Origin of the sequence: [Clostridium] celerecrescens 18A, assembly GCF_002797975.1 — a bacterium.
Taxonomy (GTDB): Bacteria; Bacillota; Clostridia; order Lachnospirales; family Lachnospiraceae; genus Lacrimispora; species Lacrimispora celerecrescens.
Genome location: NZ_PGET01000001.1, coordinates 2063792 through 2080887, shown reverse-complemented (window position 1 = coordinate 2080887; position 17096 = coordinate 2063792). Strand labels below are relative to the sequence as shown.

The window sequence follows — 17096 nt, the reverse complement described above, 5'->3', positions numbered from 1 at the left end:
AAGATATAAAGGAAATGCCTTACAGGCATCCCTTTGCACCCAATAAAGAGTGGTGGGTTCTGCCCTGAAAAATGGGCATAAAATAGCAAGGCTCTCAGAAAGGACGTGGAGTTATGAACAGATTTGATGCAATGAGTAAAGAAGCCATGAGTAAGCTGGAAGATCTTATGAACTCAAGCAGAGTAAATGAATTGCTTCATAGAAGGGAACAGGAAGAAAAGAAGAAAAACTGTATCCTCTGGATACTGGCTATCATAGGTGCAGTGGCGGCGGTGGCAGGAATTGCCTATACCGTATACCGTTTCTTCACACCGGACTATTTAGAAGATTTCGAAGACGATTTTGATGATGATTTCGACGATGATTTCTTTGAAGATGACAAACCGGGCGAAGGTTCTGAAGAGTAGGATCGGCATTATAAAGAGAGAGCGTGCCTCAGATAGTGAGACACGCTTTTTTGCTCGATTGAAATTAGAAAAATCATATAGCCTGCGGCATTTGTCAGATGCGGGAATGGAAAAATTCCTGCACAGGCTCACAGCTTGTAGAAATAAAGATAGAAGAGGAGCACGCATAGTGAAAAAGGGCGAGATATACGAAGGTACGATTGGAAGATTTGATTTTCCTGACAAGGGAGTCATTGAACTTCCGGAAGGGAAGATTGCAATAAAGCATGCACTTCCCGGCCAGAAGGTACGGGTTATGATAAATAAAAAAAGAGGAGGACGCTGTGAGGGGCGGATTCTTGAGGTATTGGAGCATTCAAGCCTGGAATCGGCAGAGAATCCATGTCCTCATTTTGGAAGCTGCGGGGGCTGTGTTTATCAGACAATTCCCTATGCGGAGCAGCTTAAGATCAAAGAGCAGCAGGTAAAGGACCTTATAGACGGAGTTTGTGAGGATTATGAATTTGAGGGAATTCGGCCAAGTCCTGTGGAAGCGGAATACCGGAATAAAATGGAGTTCTCCTTTGGGGATGAATATAAGGATGGCCCCTTGGCTTTGGGAATGCATAAAAGGGGAAGTTTTTATGACGTGGTGACGACTACGGAATGTAAGATCGTCAATCCGGATTTTTGTGACATCTTGAAGGCGGTTAAGGAGTATTTCGAACAATTGGGAACCGGTTTTTATAAGAAGATGCAGCATACGGGATATCTGCGTCATCTTTTGGTGCGCCGGGCCGTTAAGACCGGTGAGATCCTGGTGGCCCTGGTTACCACGACGCAGGAAGAGGTGGATTTGAAGCCACTGACGGACCTGTTGCTGGGACTTTCTTTAAATGGTAAGATTGTGGGCATTCTTCATATTTTAAACGACAGTCTGGCGGATGTGGTTAAGAGTGACAGGACAGATATTTTATATGGACAGGATTATTTTTATGAGGAGCTTTTAGGGCTGAAGTTCAAAATTTCACCGTTTTCTTTCTTCCAGACCAATTCCCTTGGGGCGGAAGTACTGTATGAGACGGTCAGAGGATATGTAGGGGAGACTAAGGATAAGGTTGTCTTTGATTTATATAGCGGAACGGGTACCATTGCTCAGATCATTGCTCCAGTGGCCAAAAAGGTTGTGGGCGTAGAAATTGTTAAAGAGGCGGTGGAAGCGGCAAGAGAGAATGCAGGACTGAATGGTCTTGAGAATTGTGAATTTATTGACGGGGATGTACTTAAGATAATTGATGAGTTGAAAGATAAGCCGGATTTGATTATTTTGGATCCGCCGAGAGATGGGATTCATCCGAAGGCGTTGGGGAAGATTATTGATTTTGGCGTGGACAGGATGGTTTATGTTTCTTGTAAGCCGACTAGTTTGGTGAGAGATTTGGTTGTTCTTCAAGAGAGAGGGTATCGGGTGGAGAAGGTTTGTTGCGTGGATATGTTTCCTTCGACGGCGAACGTGGAAACAGTGGTTCTGCTTGAGTGGAAAGCCCAGGAAGTCAAAGGGATTCGGAATTTTGGGCAGGATATGTAGGTGTGTTTTTATTTAAAATAAATAATCCTCTATCTCCTTTTAACAGGGGGGATAGAGGATTAAGTTTGTTAAAGCGGGTATTAATACAAAAAGGTATAAGTTTAGCTTTATAGGAGAAAAAGAAACATGTGTGCATTGTGTACAATTAACACAAGGGTAAAAGTACCCTTTGATTATAGTAATAGAGAAGATTTTCAAGTTAAATTAGTTGAATGGATTGGTGACGTTTTGTATGATATCCTTCCTGAGCTTGGATACGAAGTTCGGGACGAACAAATATTTACAGCTTTTCAGATAGCTGATGCTGTTTGCAGCAAAAAAGTTCACTTAGCGGAAGCAGGACTTGGAACAGGCAAAACATTCGCTTATTTATTATCAGCAATTCCCTATGCTAGGTTTAGTGGAAAACCTGTAGTGATTGCATGTGCTAGTACAGCACTTCAAGAACAACTTGCTGGTGACTCGGGGGATATTAAAACCCTTTCTAGGTTACTTGGATTAGAGATAGATGCTAGGATGGCAAAAGACTCACGTCAGTATATATGCGATGTTCGAGTAAATGAAAATTTGGAAGAATTTGATATGATGTCGGATGAGATTAATCAGTGGTTAAATAAAACAAAATTAGGTGAACGTTCAGAAATATCTACCGTACCAGATCATATTTGGAAGAGGATTGGTTGGAATGAATCTATGTCGTGTGATATTTGCATGAACCGTGGATATTGCAAACTTGTTAAGGCAAGAGAATATTATAGACTTGCGAGAGATTTAATTATTGTAGATCATGAAACGTTTTTTAATGACTTATGGACAAGGGAAGAACGATTAGCGAATGGACAATTGCCGATACTTCCAAATTATTCTGCAGTTATTCTCGATGAAGGGCATAAAATACTGCTACCAGCAGCCATGCAAGCAGGACAACAAATAAGCAAGGAGGAGATTGACAATATTGTCTTCACCCTTGGGGAAATACAGGGAGCAAGAGATTCATTGGTTTCAGCAACAGCTGCGATGGAACAGGCTTCTTATGACTTTTTTGAAAAATTAAATAGATCTGTGATAATAGCAGAAAGCTCAGAAAGAATATCCATTCGGATGAATGATACGTTGCAAAAGACGGCTAAAGTATTTCGAAAGACATTAGATCACCTTCATCTAGAGATGCAGATTGAGCAAGAACTATATACAGAGTCATTATCCGCAAACCAAATACAAGCATATGAAGGGCAAATTGAAAGAGCCATAATGGCACTAGACAGATTTAGTAGAAATAATAGTACAGATATGATAGCTTGGATTGATAGAGGGGATGGTAGTTTTTGGGTTGTTCCTAGGAATTTAAATGAGATGTTAAACCGACATTTATTTCAGAAGGAATTACCAGTGATATTTACCTCAGCAACGTTAAGTAATGAAGGCGATTTTGATTATTTTATACGAACGCTTGGATTAAAGGAACCTTCCAAATCTACGGTGGAAAGTCCTTTTGATTTAGAAAAACAGGTTGTTGTCTACTTACCACAGTCTTCACACAGTTTAGAAGAAAAGTCTACCCACGGCATTGAAAAGTTAGTATCCCTATTAAATAATAATGAGGGACGGGCTCTCGTACTTACCAATTCGATGGAGGAAGTTCGTAAAATCAGAAAGAGATTGGAAGGATATCAATTTCCATTTGATATTCTATGGGAAGATAAAGGGGAGAGAGGGCATCTTGTACGAAGGTTTAAAGAGGAGGAATTCTCGGTATTGATTGGTGCAAATTTTTGGGAAGGAATCAATGTACCAGGTGATGCATTAACCTTGCTAATCGTCTGGCAGCTGCCTTTCCCAGTTCTAGATCCTCTCATTGAAGTACAACGTAAAGAGGCAAGAGAACAAGGATTAGATCCCGTCATAACAGTTGATTATCCTGAGATGGGACTTAAATTAAAACAAGGATGTGGACGGTTAATTAGAACAGAGGAAGATAAAGGAGCAATCGTTGTCTTAGATTCTGTTATAGGAACACCTTGGGAAAAAGTTGTGATGGGGGCATTGCCTTTTGGAGCGGAAATTAGGGGGATAGAAGGGCTGGAATGAGATGTGTTTGAAGAGAAACTTAATAGTACTAGATCTAAAAATGTTAGTAAATCTTGTGACTTCGAGTCAAGAAGAAATGCAGAGGTACTTTATTCTATGGCCAGAGAATATTTGGTGAGATAAAGATAAGCTAATCTTTGATTTATATAGCACAACAGGTAAATTGCACAGATACTTGTACCAGTTGCTAAAAAGTCATTGGCGTTGAGATTGTGGAAGAGGCTGTTGAGTCTGCGAAAGAGAATGCATGGAAATTTCCAAGGGTTTAAATGTTCCTCAATGACATCAAATTGCCCATTGTCAGCGAGTTCATAGTTTGGCATTGCTTTAAGCTTTGATACTTATCAAAAAATCCTATGGGAACTGTATAGGCGGCATATAACCCTCTCCTTTTGTCTTATTTTCATCTTTAAGCCCTGATACCGAGCCAATGTCAGGACTTATATTTTACATTTTGTGACTTGAAGTATAAAAAAACAAATCGTATACTAATAACGAGAGGGGTGAACAAATGCTAAAAATAGGTGATTTCTCAAAATTGACGCACGTTTCTGTAAGAATGCTGCGCTATTATGATAATCAAGGACTGCTTAAACCATCTTATATAGACCCAGCGACTGGCTATCGGCTGTACTCTGCGGATCAGGTGCCGGGGTTGCAAAAAATTGTACTACTGAGAGACCTTAATTTTGGAGTAGCTGAAACTACGCAGTTATTGCAAAACTGGAATGATACATATCTAATGCAAAGCCTTAATAACAAAATTCGAGATATTGAAGAAGTTATTGAAATGGAGAAAAAGCGTATTGAACAGATTCGTTCTGCTATCGCACATATTGAGACGGACAAATTTGACCAATATTATAATGTAACTATAAAATCCATACCTTCATATCCTGTTATATCGCTTCGCCGTAAGGTTGATAGTCATTTTGATGAAGGTAAACTTTGGAGTGAACTTATGGATTTTGTCCATCAAGAGCATATTGAGTTTGATAGAAGCAGTCAAAACAATGTTGCAATTTATCACGACGATGAACACATGGACTCAGGTGTTGATATTGAAGTATGCCTTATTGTGAAGCGGTTAGGCAAGAGCAAAGGAGCTTTTACTTATCGCATGCTTGAAAATATTGATAAAATGGCTTGCATGATGGTTTATGGTCCATATGAAAATATTGCAGGTGCTTACTATTCTTTTGCAGATTGGCTTGACAAAATCCACCCATATACTATGGGAAGTCCGTCTCGTCAGGTCACAATTATCGACCATGAGGATACTGATAACCCAGAAGAATACCTAACAGAGATACAAATCCCGCTAATTGAAGTATGATTTGAAAAGATGGGCTGCCCCTTAGGGCAAGCCCTATTATTTTTGCATTTTCTTTCGAACCCAAATGCCCAATGAGATTAGTGCAATACCTGGAATTACAAAAGGTAGAAGGATACTGACATTAGCTAAAGGACCAAATATCATCATGCCAAGTGGTGTTGCAAGTGAAGACAATAAATCTACATATGAAAAGGTACGACCCATATAAGAGTCCTCGGTACTCTCTTGTATGTGAGTGATAAGCGGTGTGTAATACAAAGGACTGCCGATTCCCATTAGGAACATCATTGCTGCAAACAGCAGAATACCTCGTGCAGGCAATAACAGGAGCATTGTCATTCCAAAAACAATAGAGGACAACCCGATGAGTTTGAAATGGGGAACTTTTAGCTCTCTATACGCCATAAAAAGACTTGCTGACAGTGCGCCGATTGAAAACGCTGTTTCTATCACGCTGAGTACCCAAACTTCACCACCCACATTTTTAGATGCTAACAGTGGTGTAAGCTGTGAAGCCGGAACGACCAAGAACTGAAATATGGTGTATAATAGTATTGCATTGCGCAATGCACTAGAATTCATGATGTAACGAAAACCTTGCACTAGCTCCTCTCGTGTATTTTCATTGCATTGCTGTATTTCGGCCGATGGCACGATGATGGTAGCTAAAATAATAATACTGATTACAGCAGTCACTACATCAATTAAAAACACATACTCCATATCCATAAGGCTCATAACAAGGCCGCCAAGCCCCGGCGATATCAATTGAATGACACTCCACACACCGGTATTGATACTGTTTGCTTTTATCAATTGATCCTTTGGAACAATCTGTGGCAATATACTCTTTGAAGAAGGAAGTTGGATGCCTGTTCCAAAAGAACGTAAAACATTAAAGAAAAACACCCAGCCTATATTATCTATACCAGTAATAAACAAAATAGCCAGTATAAAAGTGGAAATAGCTATCATAGAGTCGCTTAAAATCACAATACGCTTAGGTGGGTGACGGTCGGCAAGTATGCCACCATATAACATTACCACAGCCTGTGGCAGAAAAGTTGTGATGGTAACACCTGCAACCAAACTACCAGAGCCAGTTCCCAGCGTGACATACCAGATAATTGCTAACGATACAACCGATGAACCAAGTAGGGATATTCCTTGGCTCAACATATACGCCGTGAGTTTATACTGCCAAGATTCTTTCGACCATATTTTCATTCGTTCCCTCCTCACAGATACTTGCCAGTAACGCTTGCTGGATTTCTTTTAATTTTCACCGGACTTCCCTCGGCCACAACCTGCCCTCCAGCATTTCCTCCCTCTGGCCCAATATCAATAATCCAGTCTGAGGCTCCGATGATTTCGGTGTTGTGTTCAATAATGTATAGTGAATGCCCTGCATCAACCAATTTGCGGAAAATCAATAGCAGCTTTTCAATGTCCTGAAAGTGCAACCCAGTTGTCGGTTCATCCAATATATAGACCATATGCCTTTTTTGCTTTCCGCTCAGTTCCTTGGCAAGCTTCAGTCTTTGTGCTTCACCTCCGCTAAGAGTAGCAGTGCTTTGGCCCAGTTTTAGGTAAGGCAGACCTACTTCATCCATTAGGGACAGCTTTTGTACAATCTCTGTAACATCTTTAAAAAGTAATAGTGCTTCCGACACATCCATATGCAAGACTTCTGCAATACTTTTTCCCTTGTAAAGAACCTCTAGCACACACTCCTGATAGCGGCTGCCCTTACATTCTGGACAAGTAACGTAAGTGTCCGCCATATATTGAAAAGCGACTTTAATTTGCCCCTGCCCCTCACACACAGGGCATCCACCGCCCTTTGAGTTGAAGCTGAAATGGCTTTCACTAAGCCCAAGCTCATAAGCTCTGGGTTGTTTTGCAAATACGCTGCGGATAGTGTCAAAAACACCAATATAGGTTGCAGGGGTTGAGCGTGAGGACTTCCCAACTGGACTTTGATCCATCTGGACAAACCCATCAATATCCTCATATCCCTCAAAGGAGAGATAACTGGAATCGACACACCTTTGATGGTTAATCACCTTGTTCAGTGCCGGTATCAAGGTACCAAAAATGAGTGAGCTTTTCCCAGAACCGCTTACACCAGTAATACAGCACATTGTATGAAGTGGAAAACGGACGTTGATATTTTTAAGATTGTTTCCAGTACATCCGTTCAGAGTCATCCACTTATGAGGATTTATTGTATTTTCTGGCTCACATGATTTGCTCTTGCTAAGAAAACGTCCGGTAGCAGACAATGTATTTTTCATAAATTCATCCACAGTTCCTGCGGCCACAATTTCACCGCCGAAAGTTCCCGCACCAGGGCCGATATCAACGATATAATCAGCATTTAACATTGTATCCTTATCATGTTCTACAACAATAACGGTATTTCCCTTATCCCGTAGATGCTTGATAGTGTCAATCATCAGATGATGATCTCGTGGGTGCAACCCGATGGAGGGCTCGTCAAGGATATAGGTAAGACCAATTAGTTCACTGCCAAGCTGGCTAGACAACCGTACACGCTGTAATTCACCACCTGAAAGGGTTGGAGCGGTTCGACTCAAAGATACATATGGCAAACCAACTTGTAAGAGATTTACAATTCGATTTTGAATTTCGAGCAGAACTTCTTCGGCTTTGCTTTTCTGATTATCTGAAAGCAATTCCTGCAAGTTGCATACCCAATTCCAGAGCTTGTCAATGGACATCTTTGTTAGTTCGGGCAAACGGTATCCTATAATTGTTGTGTAGCGGGCTTCATAGCACAATAATTCTCCGTGACAGGTGGGGCAGGGAATTTCCCGCATATATTCTTTTTGTGGATTATCATTTGACTTGGATTCTCGGAATAATCGCTGTATATGGCTTACTGCTCCAGCTGCGGGGCGATTGATTTCTGTATCACGTCCTCCGGAATTATATTTAAAGCTGTAAATTTTATCCCCTGTGCCGTAAAATACTGCTTGTTTGAATTCATTGGGTAACTCATTCCAAGGCAGATCTAAATCCACGTTCATATCGGCTGCTATTGCATATAATTCTCCGAGCATCCAGTTTCCTGTTGGTTTTTTACCACGCAGCTTTCCAAAGTAGGAAGTAGCTCCATCTAACACAGATAGGTCGCCATTCACCACAATAGTATCCGTGTTAACTTCATATAAAATTCCAAGCCCATTGCAGGTATGGCATGCCCCTACATGAGCATTGGCATTAAACGTTGATGCTGTCAGCCCTTGAAACAGGCTACCGCAAACAGGACAACGATTTTTACTTTTGCTATCTTTTTGTACAGGCACTCCGCAATAAGGGCAATGAGGTATTCCGATTGCAACATATAGCATTCGCAGGTGATCCAAAATACCTGTCAGCGTTCCAACGGTAGAACGAGGGTTTTGACTTCCTTTTTTCTGCTCAATTGCAATGGTGGGAGTGAGACCTTGTATCGTATCAAAATCCGGTTTTTCTATCTGTTCCTGCATTTTAGCAGCATTTGACATGTTATCGAGATATCGACGTTTTCCCTCTGCATAAATTGTGTCAAAAGCTAGAGACGATTTACCGCTTCCACTTACACCTGTGATGACAGTAAGCTTTTCTTTTGGAATGATCACATTCACATTTTTTAAGTTGTTTTGACGACACCCTTTTAACACCAATTGATGTTTATTATCTTTCACGGGGGTAACTACAGTTCGTTCTTTTGCTGATGGAATTATAGAAAACTTTGTCTCCAGCATATCGGGGCTCAACGTTTCGTATTGCCCCTCAATACCCAACAGCTTAAGTTTTGAATGGATAGCCTCCATGTACTCCGCAGGCAAACGTTTTTGAAATGCTAAGAGTTCTTCTTCCGTGATGTTAGGATTTGTGGTAAGCATAGCCATTTCATCTAAAATGTCCTTTTCCCGCCGACTTAGATTATTATATTTTTTCGTACTAAGCTCCGTCCACAAATCCCACGGCAGGAGTTCCATAGCAAGTAGGCTGTTGAAATCATGTAATAGATTCCCTTTGACGGAATGCCAACCCTTCCAGTTTTTATTGTAGCCAAAATCCTCCGGATGGCGCTCTCCCAAGCGGCATAGCGTCCACGCTTGCCCTCCAAGTAGATATCCTGCATCTGACGGCATATTTTCAGTGTCAAAAGTCACCCCAAAATGAGCCTTCTGAATGCTATCAAGCTGTGCGTCTACACGCACCCAATGATGTTTTTCTTTGTCGTAATATTCAATAAGCCAGTGATCTTCATACATTAGTTCACTTTCAAAATAATTAGCAAAGCCAACACGCAGTCTTGCAGGAATACCCTTATGCCGTAGAAAAGATAAGAAGAGTAGAGCGTAATCTCTGCACATTCCAATCAGACGAAGATTTGCGGGTCTTGTGTCTAACAGGGAACTTTGGTTGAATTGTAATAATTTCTCTAACATTTGCGGGACAGTGCGTAACAATTCTTCATCCATCTGTCTTTTGCTGAAGGTAGTGTTGTACAGCTTTCCCTGGTCACCATGAATGACTAATCCTTGCACTATTTTCAGTAATTCCTTTGGAGATGCTGGTAAATCTTTGTATTTGTCTATAAACTGCTTGGGATTAGTTATAATGCTTTGCTTCGAGTAAATCTTAAAATTCATTTTCATATCCCTCCTTTGAAATTGACCTTAAGCCTTGACACGGTGTCAGAGTCAAGTGGCTTTTTATCTGTTTGAGAAAACAGCAAAATAAGTCCAAGCAATGGAGGTATTCGGACATTTCAGTTTGCTTTTTTATTCTTCGAAAGCAGTTCTGCATATTCGGCTTGCAATGTCTTAGCCGTAGGCGGCCGATTTGAATAAAGTCTTTTTTATTCTGATTCTTGCTAAGCAATTTTTCTTAATATTAGATAGATAGAGTGATAAAATGAAAAATTTGAATTTATCGTTGGGATAAAATACTTTACGGATTTAAAAAGCATCAATAGGAGGTGTGTTATGCTGGAGAAGGCAATATATTTAATTACTGGTGTTATGACATCTGGAAAATCAACAGTTGCAGAACTACTCGCTTCAAAAATTGTAAACAGCGTACACCTGCGCGGTGATATATTTCGAACAATGATTGTATCAGGACGTGCAGAGATGCCCGTACAGCCATCCGACGAAGCCGTCCGACAGTTGCATCTGCGCTATGGCTTGACCGCAGATGTGGCCAGAACCTATTATGATAGCGGGTTTTCTGTTGTTATGCAGGATAATTATTACGGCGAAGAGCTTTCCAAGATATTAGATATGCTGGGGGACCGGAGTGTTCATGTAATAGTGCTTTGTCCAAATGTGAAAACAGTAAAGAAGCGAGAGGCATCGCGGGGAAAGGTTGGGTATATTGGTTTTACGCGGGAAACACTACACGCGGACTTTATGCGGGAAACTCCTAAAATTGGATTTTGGCCCGACACCTCAGATCAGTCACCGGAGCAATCGGTTAGGCTGGTATTAGATTATTTGTAGAGCTATGGAGGAACTATGAATACTTTTTTTATTGCCGATCCGCATTTTGGTCACAGTGCAATTATGGCTTATGAGAATCGTCCATTTAAAACGGTGAAAGAAATGGACGATACACTGATTGCTAACTGGAACCTGGTAGTTGGAGAACAGGATAAGGTCTATCAGTTAGGAGATGTTTCTTTTTATAAGGCTGAGGTTACTGCCGGGATTGTAAAACGGCTGAAGGGAATCAAATATCTGATCCTTGGGAATCATGACAATCCAAATGTGAAATGTTATTATGATATGGGATTTCATCGGGTTTACGATGCTCCTATTATTTTAGATCACTTTTGGATACTGTCTCATGAGCCGCTTTATACCAATACCAACATGCCCTATGCCAATATTTTTTGTCATGTACATTCCAGCAAGCAGTATACCGATTATAGTAGCCAGAGTTTTTGTGTTAGTGTGGAACGGATTGATTATACTCCCATAGAGTTTGAGGAAATCAAACGGTTGATGGGTATTATAAAGCCAGAGCAAGAATAAGAATCGATATCATAAGGAATCATGGAGTCATAAGGCGGTAGGTTGACCATGCTTTATGGCTTCTTTTATGACCAATCAGCTACCAGATATGAAATCAACAGCAAGAACATTTGTTTGCTTTATCCATATAAATATGATATATTATCTCTATAGGCCGCATTAAAAATATTGTGATGAAGATGATGATTAATTGAGTTTGTTTACAGCTGTCAAAGATTGAAAGGAATAGACTTTTAAGAGAGACAGCTTATATCAAAAAAAGGAGGTAGCGGGTATTTCTCGTAATTATAATGCGTATGAACAAAAATGACCAGAAATATAAACCTGTAAAAATACCGGGACAAATTTCTTTTTTTGAAGAAAAGGAAAATCAATTAAAACAGTTTCTGCAAAACGTCACTCCTGTTTCTTTTGAAGACGAGGTTTTTGCTGAAATTGAAATTGACGGAGGAACAAACAACAATCGGGCATTTTCTAGACCTCAGCCGCAAGTAGTAAATCCTATCGTTGATGAGAATCGTAAGATATTTAATGAAATGAGGCAAATAGCAAGAGATACCCAGCTTCCTTCTAATTTCAATTCTCATTTTTATAACAAGCAAACACGGATTAGTAATTCAAAAGTATTCTATAAACAAGCTGTTTTCATGAAGGATTACGAAGATGATTACAATGGCTATGTAGAATTTTCAAACTATTTTCCTTATTACCAGCAAATGAGTTATGCGCAGCTCAGAACATATTTTACATGGCGGACTGATGTAAGAAAAGGTAATGTTACAAATGTTTCATTATCATATGCCTTTGTTTATATTTACGAGCTGATTCATAATATCGGAGTGGCTGACTCTCAGGAAGGACTTGATAAGCTGATGTTTTTCTGGAGAGCTTTCAAGCGTTTTGACTCTTCGATTGATAAATATATGGTTAAGTGGATAAAGGACTACCATATTTATTATGATCTCCCGAAGCCATTTAAGGAATTTGTCTGTGAAAACAATCTGCAAGCACATTATGCCAAAGTATTCATGTACGAAACAGACATGAACGACAACTTTGATTTGTTTTGCAATGTTTCAAAGTATGATATCAGAAAATCAATTTTTTTTACCAATGATACAAAAGGGCAGCTCAGTGATTGTTTTTGTATGGTAATCCATAAACTTAGAGTTGTTTTTAATAGAGCAGGTATCATTTTTGACGATTTGATTTTTTATCCGACGAATAAGATGTCTGTATGGACGCCTTTCAAGGATGCATTGTTTTATTCCGCAATTAATAGACCGGATAAGAAAGTTGTGTTTTCCGATAAAGAAATATATATATGTTCTCAAAACTTTTGGTCTTTTAGTTCCACACTGGCTATGAATAGCGGTCGGCAACTCATTGGCTATATTATGAAGCAAACAGAATCTGAGTTACGAAAAGTTACAAAGTTTAAACACAAGCTGTCTGCTGATATTCATTTAGTTGACAAAGAACTTATAAAAAAACTTGAATCTGTGGGCCTTTCCCTTGAATATATAATTCACGAAGCAGTGAATGAGTATTACAAAGAATCAACGAAAATTGTTGTATCCGTGGATGAAACTTCTCTTCATAAAATAAGACTTGAAGCTGATGACACTCAGGAAAAACTGATCGTGCCAGATATCGAACCTATGATGTATTTTGAATCAAGCACAGCAGAGACTAGTCCTGCTATATCTCAAACTGTTTTTACCGACGCTCCTATAGCAATGCAAGACAATTGGACAAGTTTTTTTCATATACTCGGCGAAACAGAAGTGAATGCGCTTAAATTAATACTTCAAGGGGATACAAATCTGAAGCATTTTGCAGATGCCAACGGAGTTATGCTGGAAGTGTTGGCTGACAGTATTAATGAAAAGGCGATTGACACAATCGGTGATAACATTCTTGAACTTGACGATAGTCTGACTATATATGAAGAATATATAAATAAAATTAAGGAAATGGTGTAATATAATGGAAAATAAGTTGCCGTTGAGGATAGCTAATATACTAATCAATGCATTAAAGGGGGGTGTGGTCCCCCGCATAGGACTTGAATACATCACCGTAGGGCGAACACAGGAAATTGCTGCGATTTTACATGATATTGAAATGATTGAGGATGGAAGTGCTTCTTTTCGATTTATTGTAGGTAAGTATGGCAGCGGTAAGAGCTTTTTACTTCAAACCATACGTAATTATGCGACTGCAAAAGGCTTTGCTGTGGTTGATGCTGACCTTTCCCCTGAGCGACGGTTTGCGGGAACAAAAGGGCAGGGACTTGCAACATACAAAGAACTGATCCAAAACCTTTCAACGAAATCAAAGCCGGATGGTGGCGCACTGCCGTTGATTTTGGAAAAATGGATCTCAGGTATACAGGCGTCTATAAGAGCACAGTCCGATGCAGAAGGCGAAGCGTTCAATCGATTAGTTGAAAAACAGATATATGTCGTAGCTGGTTCTCTTGAGGGCATGGTAAACGGTTTTGAGTTCGCCAAAGCAGTTGCTGCTTACTGGAGAGCCTACCAACAAGATGATGCCGCAATGAAATCAAATGTACTGAAGTGGTTTCGCGGCGAATATGCATCCCGCAAAGAAGCAAAGGCAGATTTGGATATTAATTTCATTGTTACGGATGAAACATGGTATGATTTTTTGAAATTATTTGCTGTTTTTTTAGTAAACGCCGGATATAAGGGGCTATTGGTTTTCATTGATGAACTTGTCAATATTTATAAGATTCCAAACTCCATCACAAGACAAAATAATTATGAAAAAATACTGACTATGTATAACGACGTGTTACAGGGCAAAGCAAAGCATATTGGATTTTTAATCGGCGGTACACCTCAGTGCATTGAAGATAAATACAAAGGTATGTTCAGTTATGAAGCTCTTCGGTCTCGCCTTGCAGAAGGACATTTTGCCACTGAAGAGATGAAGGACTTAACCGCTCCTATTATTAGGCTGCAAATGCTTACGCAAGAAGAGGTGTATGTTCTCGTTGAAAAACTGCGGGACATTCATGCACAGCTATACAGCTATACACCAACGATGAATCATGAGGATTTACTGTACTTTCTGACCGTGGAATATAATCGTGTTGGTGCAGGCACACATATCACACCGAGAGAAATCATCCGTGATTTCATCGAACTTGTTAATATTCTGCATCAGAACCCAAATAGTAGTGTGTCTGATATTTTAGGCAGCAACAGCTTTGAGATGGCCAAGGGTGGTTTGTCCGATGAAACGATACACAGTGATTTTTTAGATTTCGAGGTGTAAACTAAGATGGATGTATTTAACAGACTTGCTCCTTTCATACAGGATTTCATATATCAGAACAAATGGGAGGAATTACGTGGAATACAGGTTGCCTCTTGCGAGGTCATTTTTAACAGTGATGACAATTTACTGCTTTCCTCTGGCACGGCCTCTGGAAAAACCGAAGCGGCTTTTTTGCCTGTGCTTACGGAGCTGTATGAGAAACCTTCCCGTTCGGTAGGCGTAATGTATATTTCACCGCTGAAAGCTCTTATTAACGACCAGTTCAAACGCCTTGAGCAGTTACTTGTTGATTCACATATTCCTGTTTGTAAATGGCACGGTGACGCATCACAAACCAAGAAAAATGAGTTGATCAAGCATCCGGAAGGGATTATCCAAATAACCCCGGAATCACTTGAAAGCCTTTTAACCAATAAGCGTGGCGCTTGCCTCCAAATGTTCTCTGATTTGCGATTTGTCATTATTGATGAAGTACATCAGTTTATGCGCGATGCACGCGGTGTTCAGCTGTTGTGCATCTTAGAACGTCTTCAAAAGCTGACTGGCGTAAATCCAAGGCGTATCGGCCTTTCGGCAACGCTCGGTGATGTGTCTTCCGCACAGAACTGGCTCAATACAGGAACTGGCCGTAACTGTGCTGCCCCTATAACGGAAGATGGAAAGAAGCGTATCAAGCTTCATGTGGAACGTTTTGTTAATCTACACGATGAGCGTGATATCTCTGACAACGACGCAAGCGATAACAAGGTTGTAACAGGCGGGAATATGGGTGATCGTGAGCATTACGAATATTTATTTAAGATGACGCTTGATAAAAAGACCATCATCTTTACAAACAGCCGGGAAGAAACCGAACTTGTTATGGCGAATCTTCGTGAAATTGCGCTACAAAAAAAGGCGCCAGATGTTTACCGGGTTCATCACGGAAATGTTTCTGCGTTGCTTCGTGAAAACACGGAGGATGAGATGAAATCAAGTGATGATAAAATTGTTACCGGTGCAACCGTTACATTGGAATTAGGTATTGACATTGGTTCGCTTGATCAGGCAGTACAGGTCGGCGCCCCGCTTAGCGTCTCCAGCTTTGCACAGCGGCTTGGCAGATGTGGACGCCGAGGTCAGGTTCCACAACTTCTATTCACCTTTGTTGAAGATATCCGAATCAATCCGGCAGATACACTGGGGCCTATCAATTGGGAGTTTATCCGAACGATTGCTATTATTGAGCTGTATATAAAGGACCATTGGATAGAACCAATTTATCCGCATCATCATGCATATAACCTTCTGTATCATCAAACGATGAGCCACTTAAAAAGCAGTGGTGAACTTTCCCCTGCAGCTCTTGCGCAGGCCATCCTTACTTTGGGTTGTTTTAGCCATATTTCCCAGGAGGATTATAAACAGTTATTGACTCATCTTATCAATATTGAGCAATTACAGCGGACAGAACACGGGGGCTTGATGATCGGCAGAGAAGGCGAAAAAATTGTAAATAGTCATCATTTTCTCACGGTTTTCCTTGCACCGGAATATTTGCTTGTTAAGGATGAAAACCGCACAATCGGTACTGTTGATAAGATTTACCCTGTTGGTACTCGTTTTGCATTAGCGGGCATGACATGGGAAACGGTTGATGTTAATACAAAATCAAAGGTAATTTTTGTTAAAAAAGTACCAGGTATTTCAGTCGTTGACTGGGACGTGGATTTCGATGCGGAGCTGCATACTGTTTTAGTAAAAAAGGTCCGCAGCATTCTTAAAGGTGATTTGTCATATCCCTACTTGAGTGAAAGGTGTCGTGAACGATTAACGGAAATACAATACATTGCTCGAAATAGCGGTATTTTAGAAAATCTGGTTACCCCTCTCTCTGATGTAAAATATGCGGTGTTCCCTTGGTTGGGGACACGACAGCTATTAACTCTTCATTTTGCATTGTTGAAAAGGAAAATAAAAAGTAAACATCCCTGGATTACTTGTGTCTATTTAGAGGTGAATTTTACTGGAACGAAAGAAGAATTGGAATATATTATTTCCGATATTATAAAATCTGATCTAGATTTATATGAACTTCCTTTACCTGAGAAAGTGCAGATTGATGGTAAATATAACGAGTTTATTCCTTTTAATTTACTACGCAAACAATTTATTGAAGACTATTTGGATTTTGAAGGGTTAAAAGAGGCACTTGAGAACTGTATTTATGGGGAACAATGATACGAGACAGGGATTTTATAAATAGCTTACGGTTCTTTTGTTTTTGAATAATTTTAGTACTAATAATCTGTGGGGGAATTATCACTTATGATATTAAACCGCAGGCATGAAAG

At 40.1% G+C, this 17096-nt stretch carries 11 protein-coding genes; 9 read left to right on the top strand and 2 right to left on the bottom strand.

The features are described 5' to 3' along the window. Window positions 1-113 precede the first annotated feature (113 nt). The 4 genes from H171_RS09760 to H171_RS09745 all read left to right on the top strand — a co-directional run bounded on the left by H171_RS09760 (window position 114) and on the right by H171_RS09745 (window position 5398). Window positions 114-407, top strand: a complete 294-nt coding sequence (locus tag H171_RS09760; RefSeq protein ID WP_025232686.1) for a hypothetical protein — start codon at window positions 114-116, stop codon at window positions 405-407. Between the two features lie 169 nt (window positions 408-576). Next, complete coding sequence (rlmD, locus tag H171_RS09755; RefSeq protein WP_100304961.1) at window positions 577-1974, top strand: 23S rRNA (uracil(1939)-C(5))-methyltransferase RlmD; 1398 nt, start codon at window positions 577-579, stop codon at window positions 1972-1974. A gap of 126 nt (window positions 1975-2100) precedes the next feature. Continuing rightward, on the top strand, window positions 2101-4062 hold the full coding sequence (locus H171_RS09750) for an ATP-dependent DNA helicase (protein WP_100304960.1): 1962 nt from the start codon (window positions 2101-2103) through the stop codon (window positions 4060-4062). A 511-nt stretch (window positions 4063-4573) separates the two neighbouring features. Further along, a complete protein-coding gene (locus tag H171_RS09745; protein WP_100304959.1) occupies window positions 4574-5398 on the top strand; it encodes a MerR family transcriptional regulator in 825 nt (274 codons plus the stop codon). A 36-nt stretch (window positions 5399-5434) separates the two neighbouring features. On the opposite strand, the gene H171_RS09740 is transcribed toward H171_RS09745, so the two are convergent. Then, window positions 5435-6625: an MFS transporter gene (locus H171_RS09740; RefSeq protein ID WP_100304958.1), complete on the bottom strand. Its 1191-nt coding sequence runs from the start codon at window positions 6623-6625 to the stop codon at window positions 5435-5437. 11 nt (window positions 6626-6636) lie between these two features. Beyond that, a complete protein-coding gene (uvrA, locus tag H171_RS09735; RefSeq protein ID WP_100304957.1) occupies window positions 6637-10068 on the bottom strand; it encodes an excinuclease ABC subunit UvrA in 3432 nt (1143 codons plus the stop codon). A gap of 336 nt (window positions 10069-10404) precedes the next feature. Here uvrA and H171_RS09730 point away from each other — a divergent pair, with 336 nt between their 5' ends. The 5 genes from H171_RS09730 (at window position 10405) to H171_RS09710 (ending at window position 16983) form a co-directional block, all read left to right on the top strand. Then, on the top strand, window positions 10405-10920 hold the full coding sequence (locus tag H171_RS09730) for an AAA family ATPase (protein WP_100304956.1): 516 nt from the start codon (window positions 10405-10407) through the stop codon (window positions 10918-10920). A gap of 15 nt (window positions 10921-10935) precedes the next feature. Then, on the top strand, window positions 10936-11454 hold the full coding sequence (locus tag H171_RS09725; protein ID WP_100304955.1) for a metallophosphoesterase: 519 nt from the start codon (window positions 10936-10938) through the stop codon (window positions 11452-11454). Between the two features lie 296 nt (window positions 11455-11750). Further along, window positions 11751-13439: a TerB N-terminal domain-containing protein gene (locus H171_RS09720; RefSeq protein WP_166433603.1), complete on the top strand. Its 1689-nt coding sequence runs from the start codon at window positions 11751-11753 to the stop codon at window positions 13437-13439. Between the two features lie 4 nt (window positions 13440-13443). Further along, window positions 13444-14760, top strand: coding sequence for an ATP-binding protein (locus H171_RS09715; RefSeq protein ID WP_100304953.1), 1317 nt, complete (start codon window positions 13444-13446; stop codon window positions 14758-14760). Between the two features lie 6 nt (window positions 14761-14766). Beyond that, entirely contained in the window at window positions 14767-16983 is a 2217-nt protein-coding gene (locus H171_RS09710; RefSeq protein ID WP_100304952.1) for a DEAD/DEAH box helicase, read from the top strand. Window positions 16984-17096 lie beyond the last annotated feature (113 nt).

What these genes read in the sequence shown, in the direction of transcription:
- H171_RS09760 (WP_025232686.1), top strand. Translation starts at nt 114, where the DNA reads ATGAACAGATTTGATGCAATGAGTAAAGAAGCCATGAGTAAGCTGGAA.
- H171_RS09750 (WP_100304960.1), top strand. Translation starts at nt 2,101, where the DNA reads ATGTGTGCATTGTGTACAATTAACACAAGGGTAAAAGTACCCTTTGAT.
- H171_RS09745 (WP_100304959.1), top strand. Translation starts at nt 4,574, where the DNA reads ATGCTAAAAATAGGTGATTTCTCAAAATTGACGCACGTTTCTGTAAGA.
- H171_RS09740 (WP_100304958.1), bottom strand. Translation starts at nt 6,625, where the DNA reads ATGAAAATATGGTCGAAAGAATCTTGGCAGTATAAACTCACGGCGTAT.
- uvrA (WP_100304957.1), bottom strand. Translation starts at nt 10,068, where the DNA reads ATGAATTTTAAGATTTACTCGAAGCAAAGCATTATAACTAATCCCAAG.
- H171_RS09730 (WP_100304956.1), top strand. Translation starts at nt 10,405, where the DNA reads ATGCTGGAGAAGGCAATATATTTAATTACTGGTGTTATGACATCTGGA.
- H171_RS09725 (WP_100304955.1), top strand. Translation starts at nt 10,936, where the DNA reads ATGAATACTTTTTTTATTGCCGATCCGCATTTTGGTCACAGTGCAATT.
- H171_RS09720 (WP_166433603.1), top strand. Translation starts at nt 11,751, where the DNA reads ATGAACAAAAATGACCAGAAATATAAACCTGTAAAAATACCGGGACAA.
- H171_RS09715 (WP_100304953.1), top strand. Translation starts at nt 13,444, where the DNA reads ATGGAAAATAAGTTGCCGTTGAGGATAGCTAATATACTAATCAATGCA.
- H171_RS09710 (WP_100304952.1), top strand. Translation starts at nt 14,767, where the DNA reads ATGGATGTATTTAACAGACTTGCTCCTTTCATACAGGATTTCATATAT.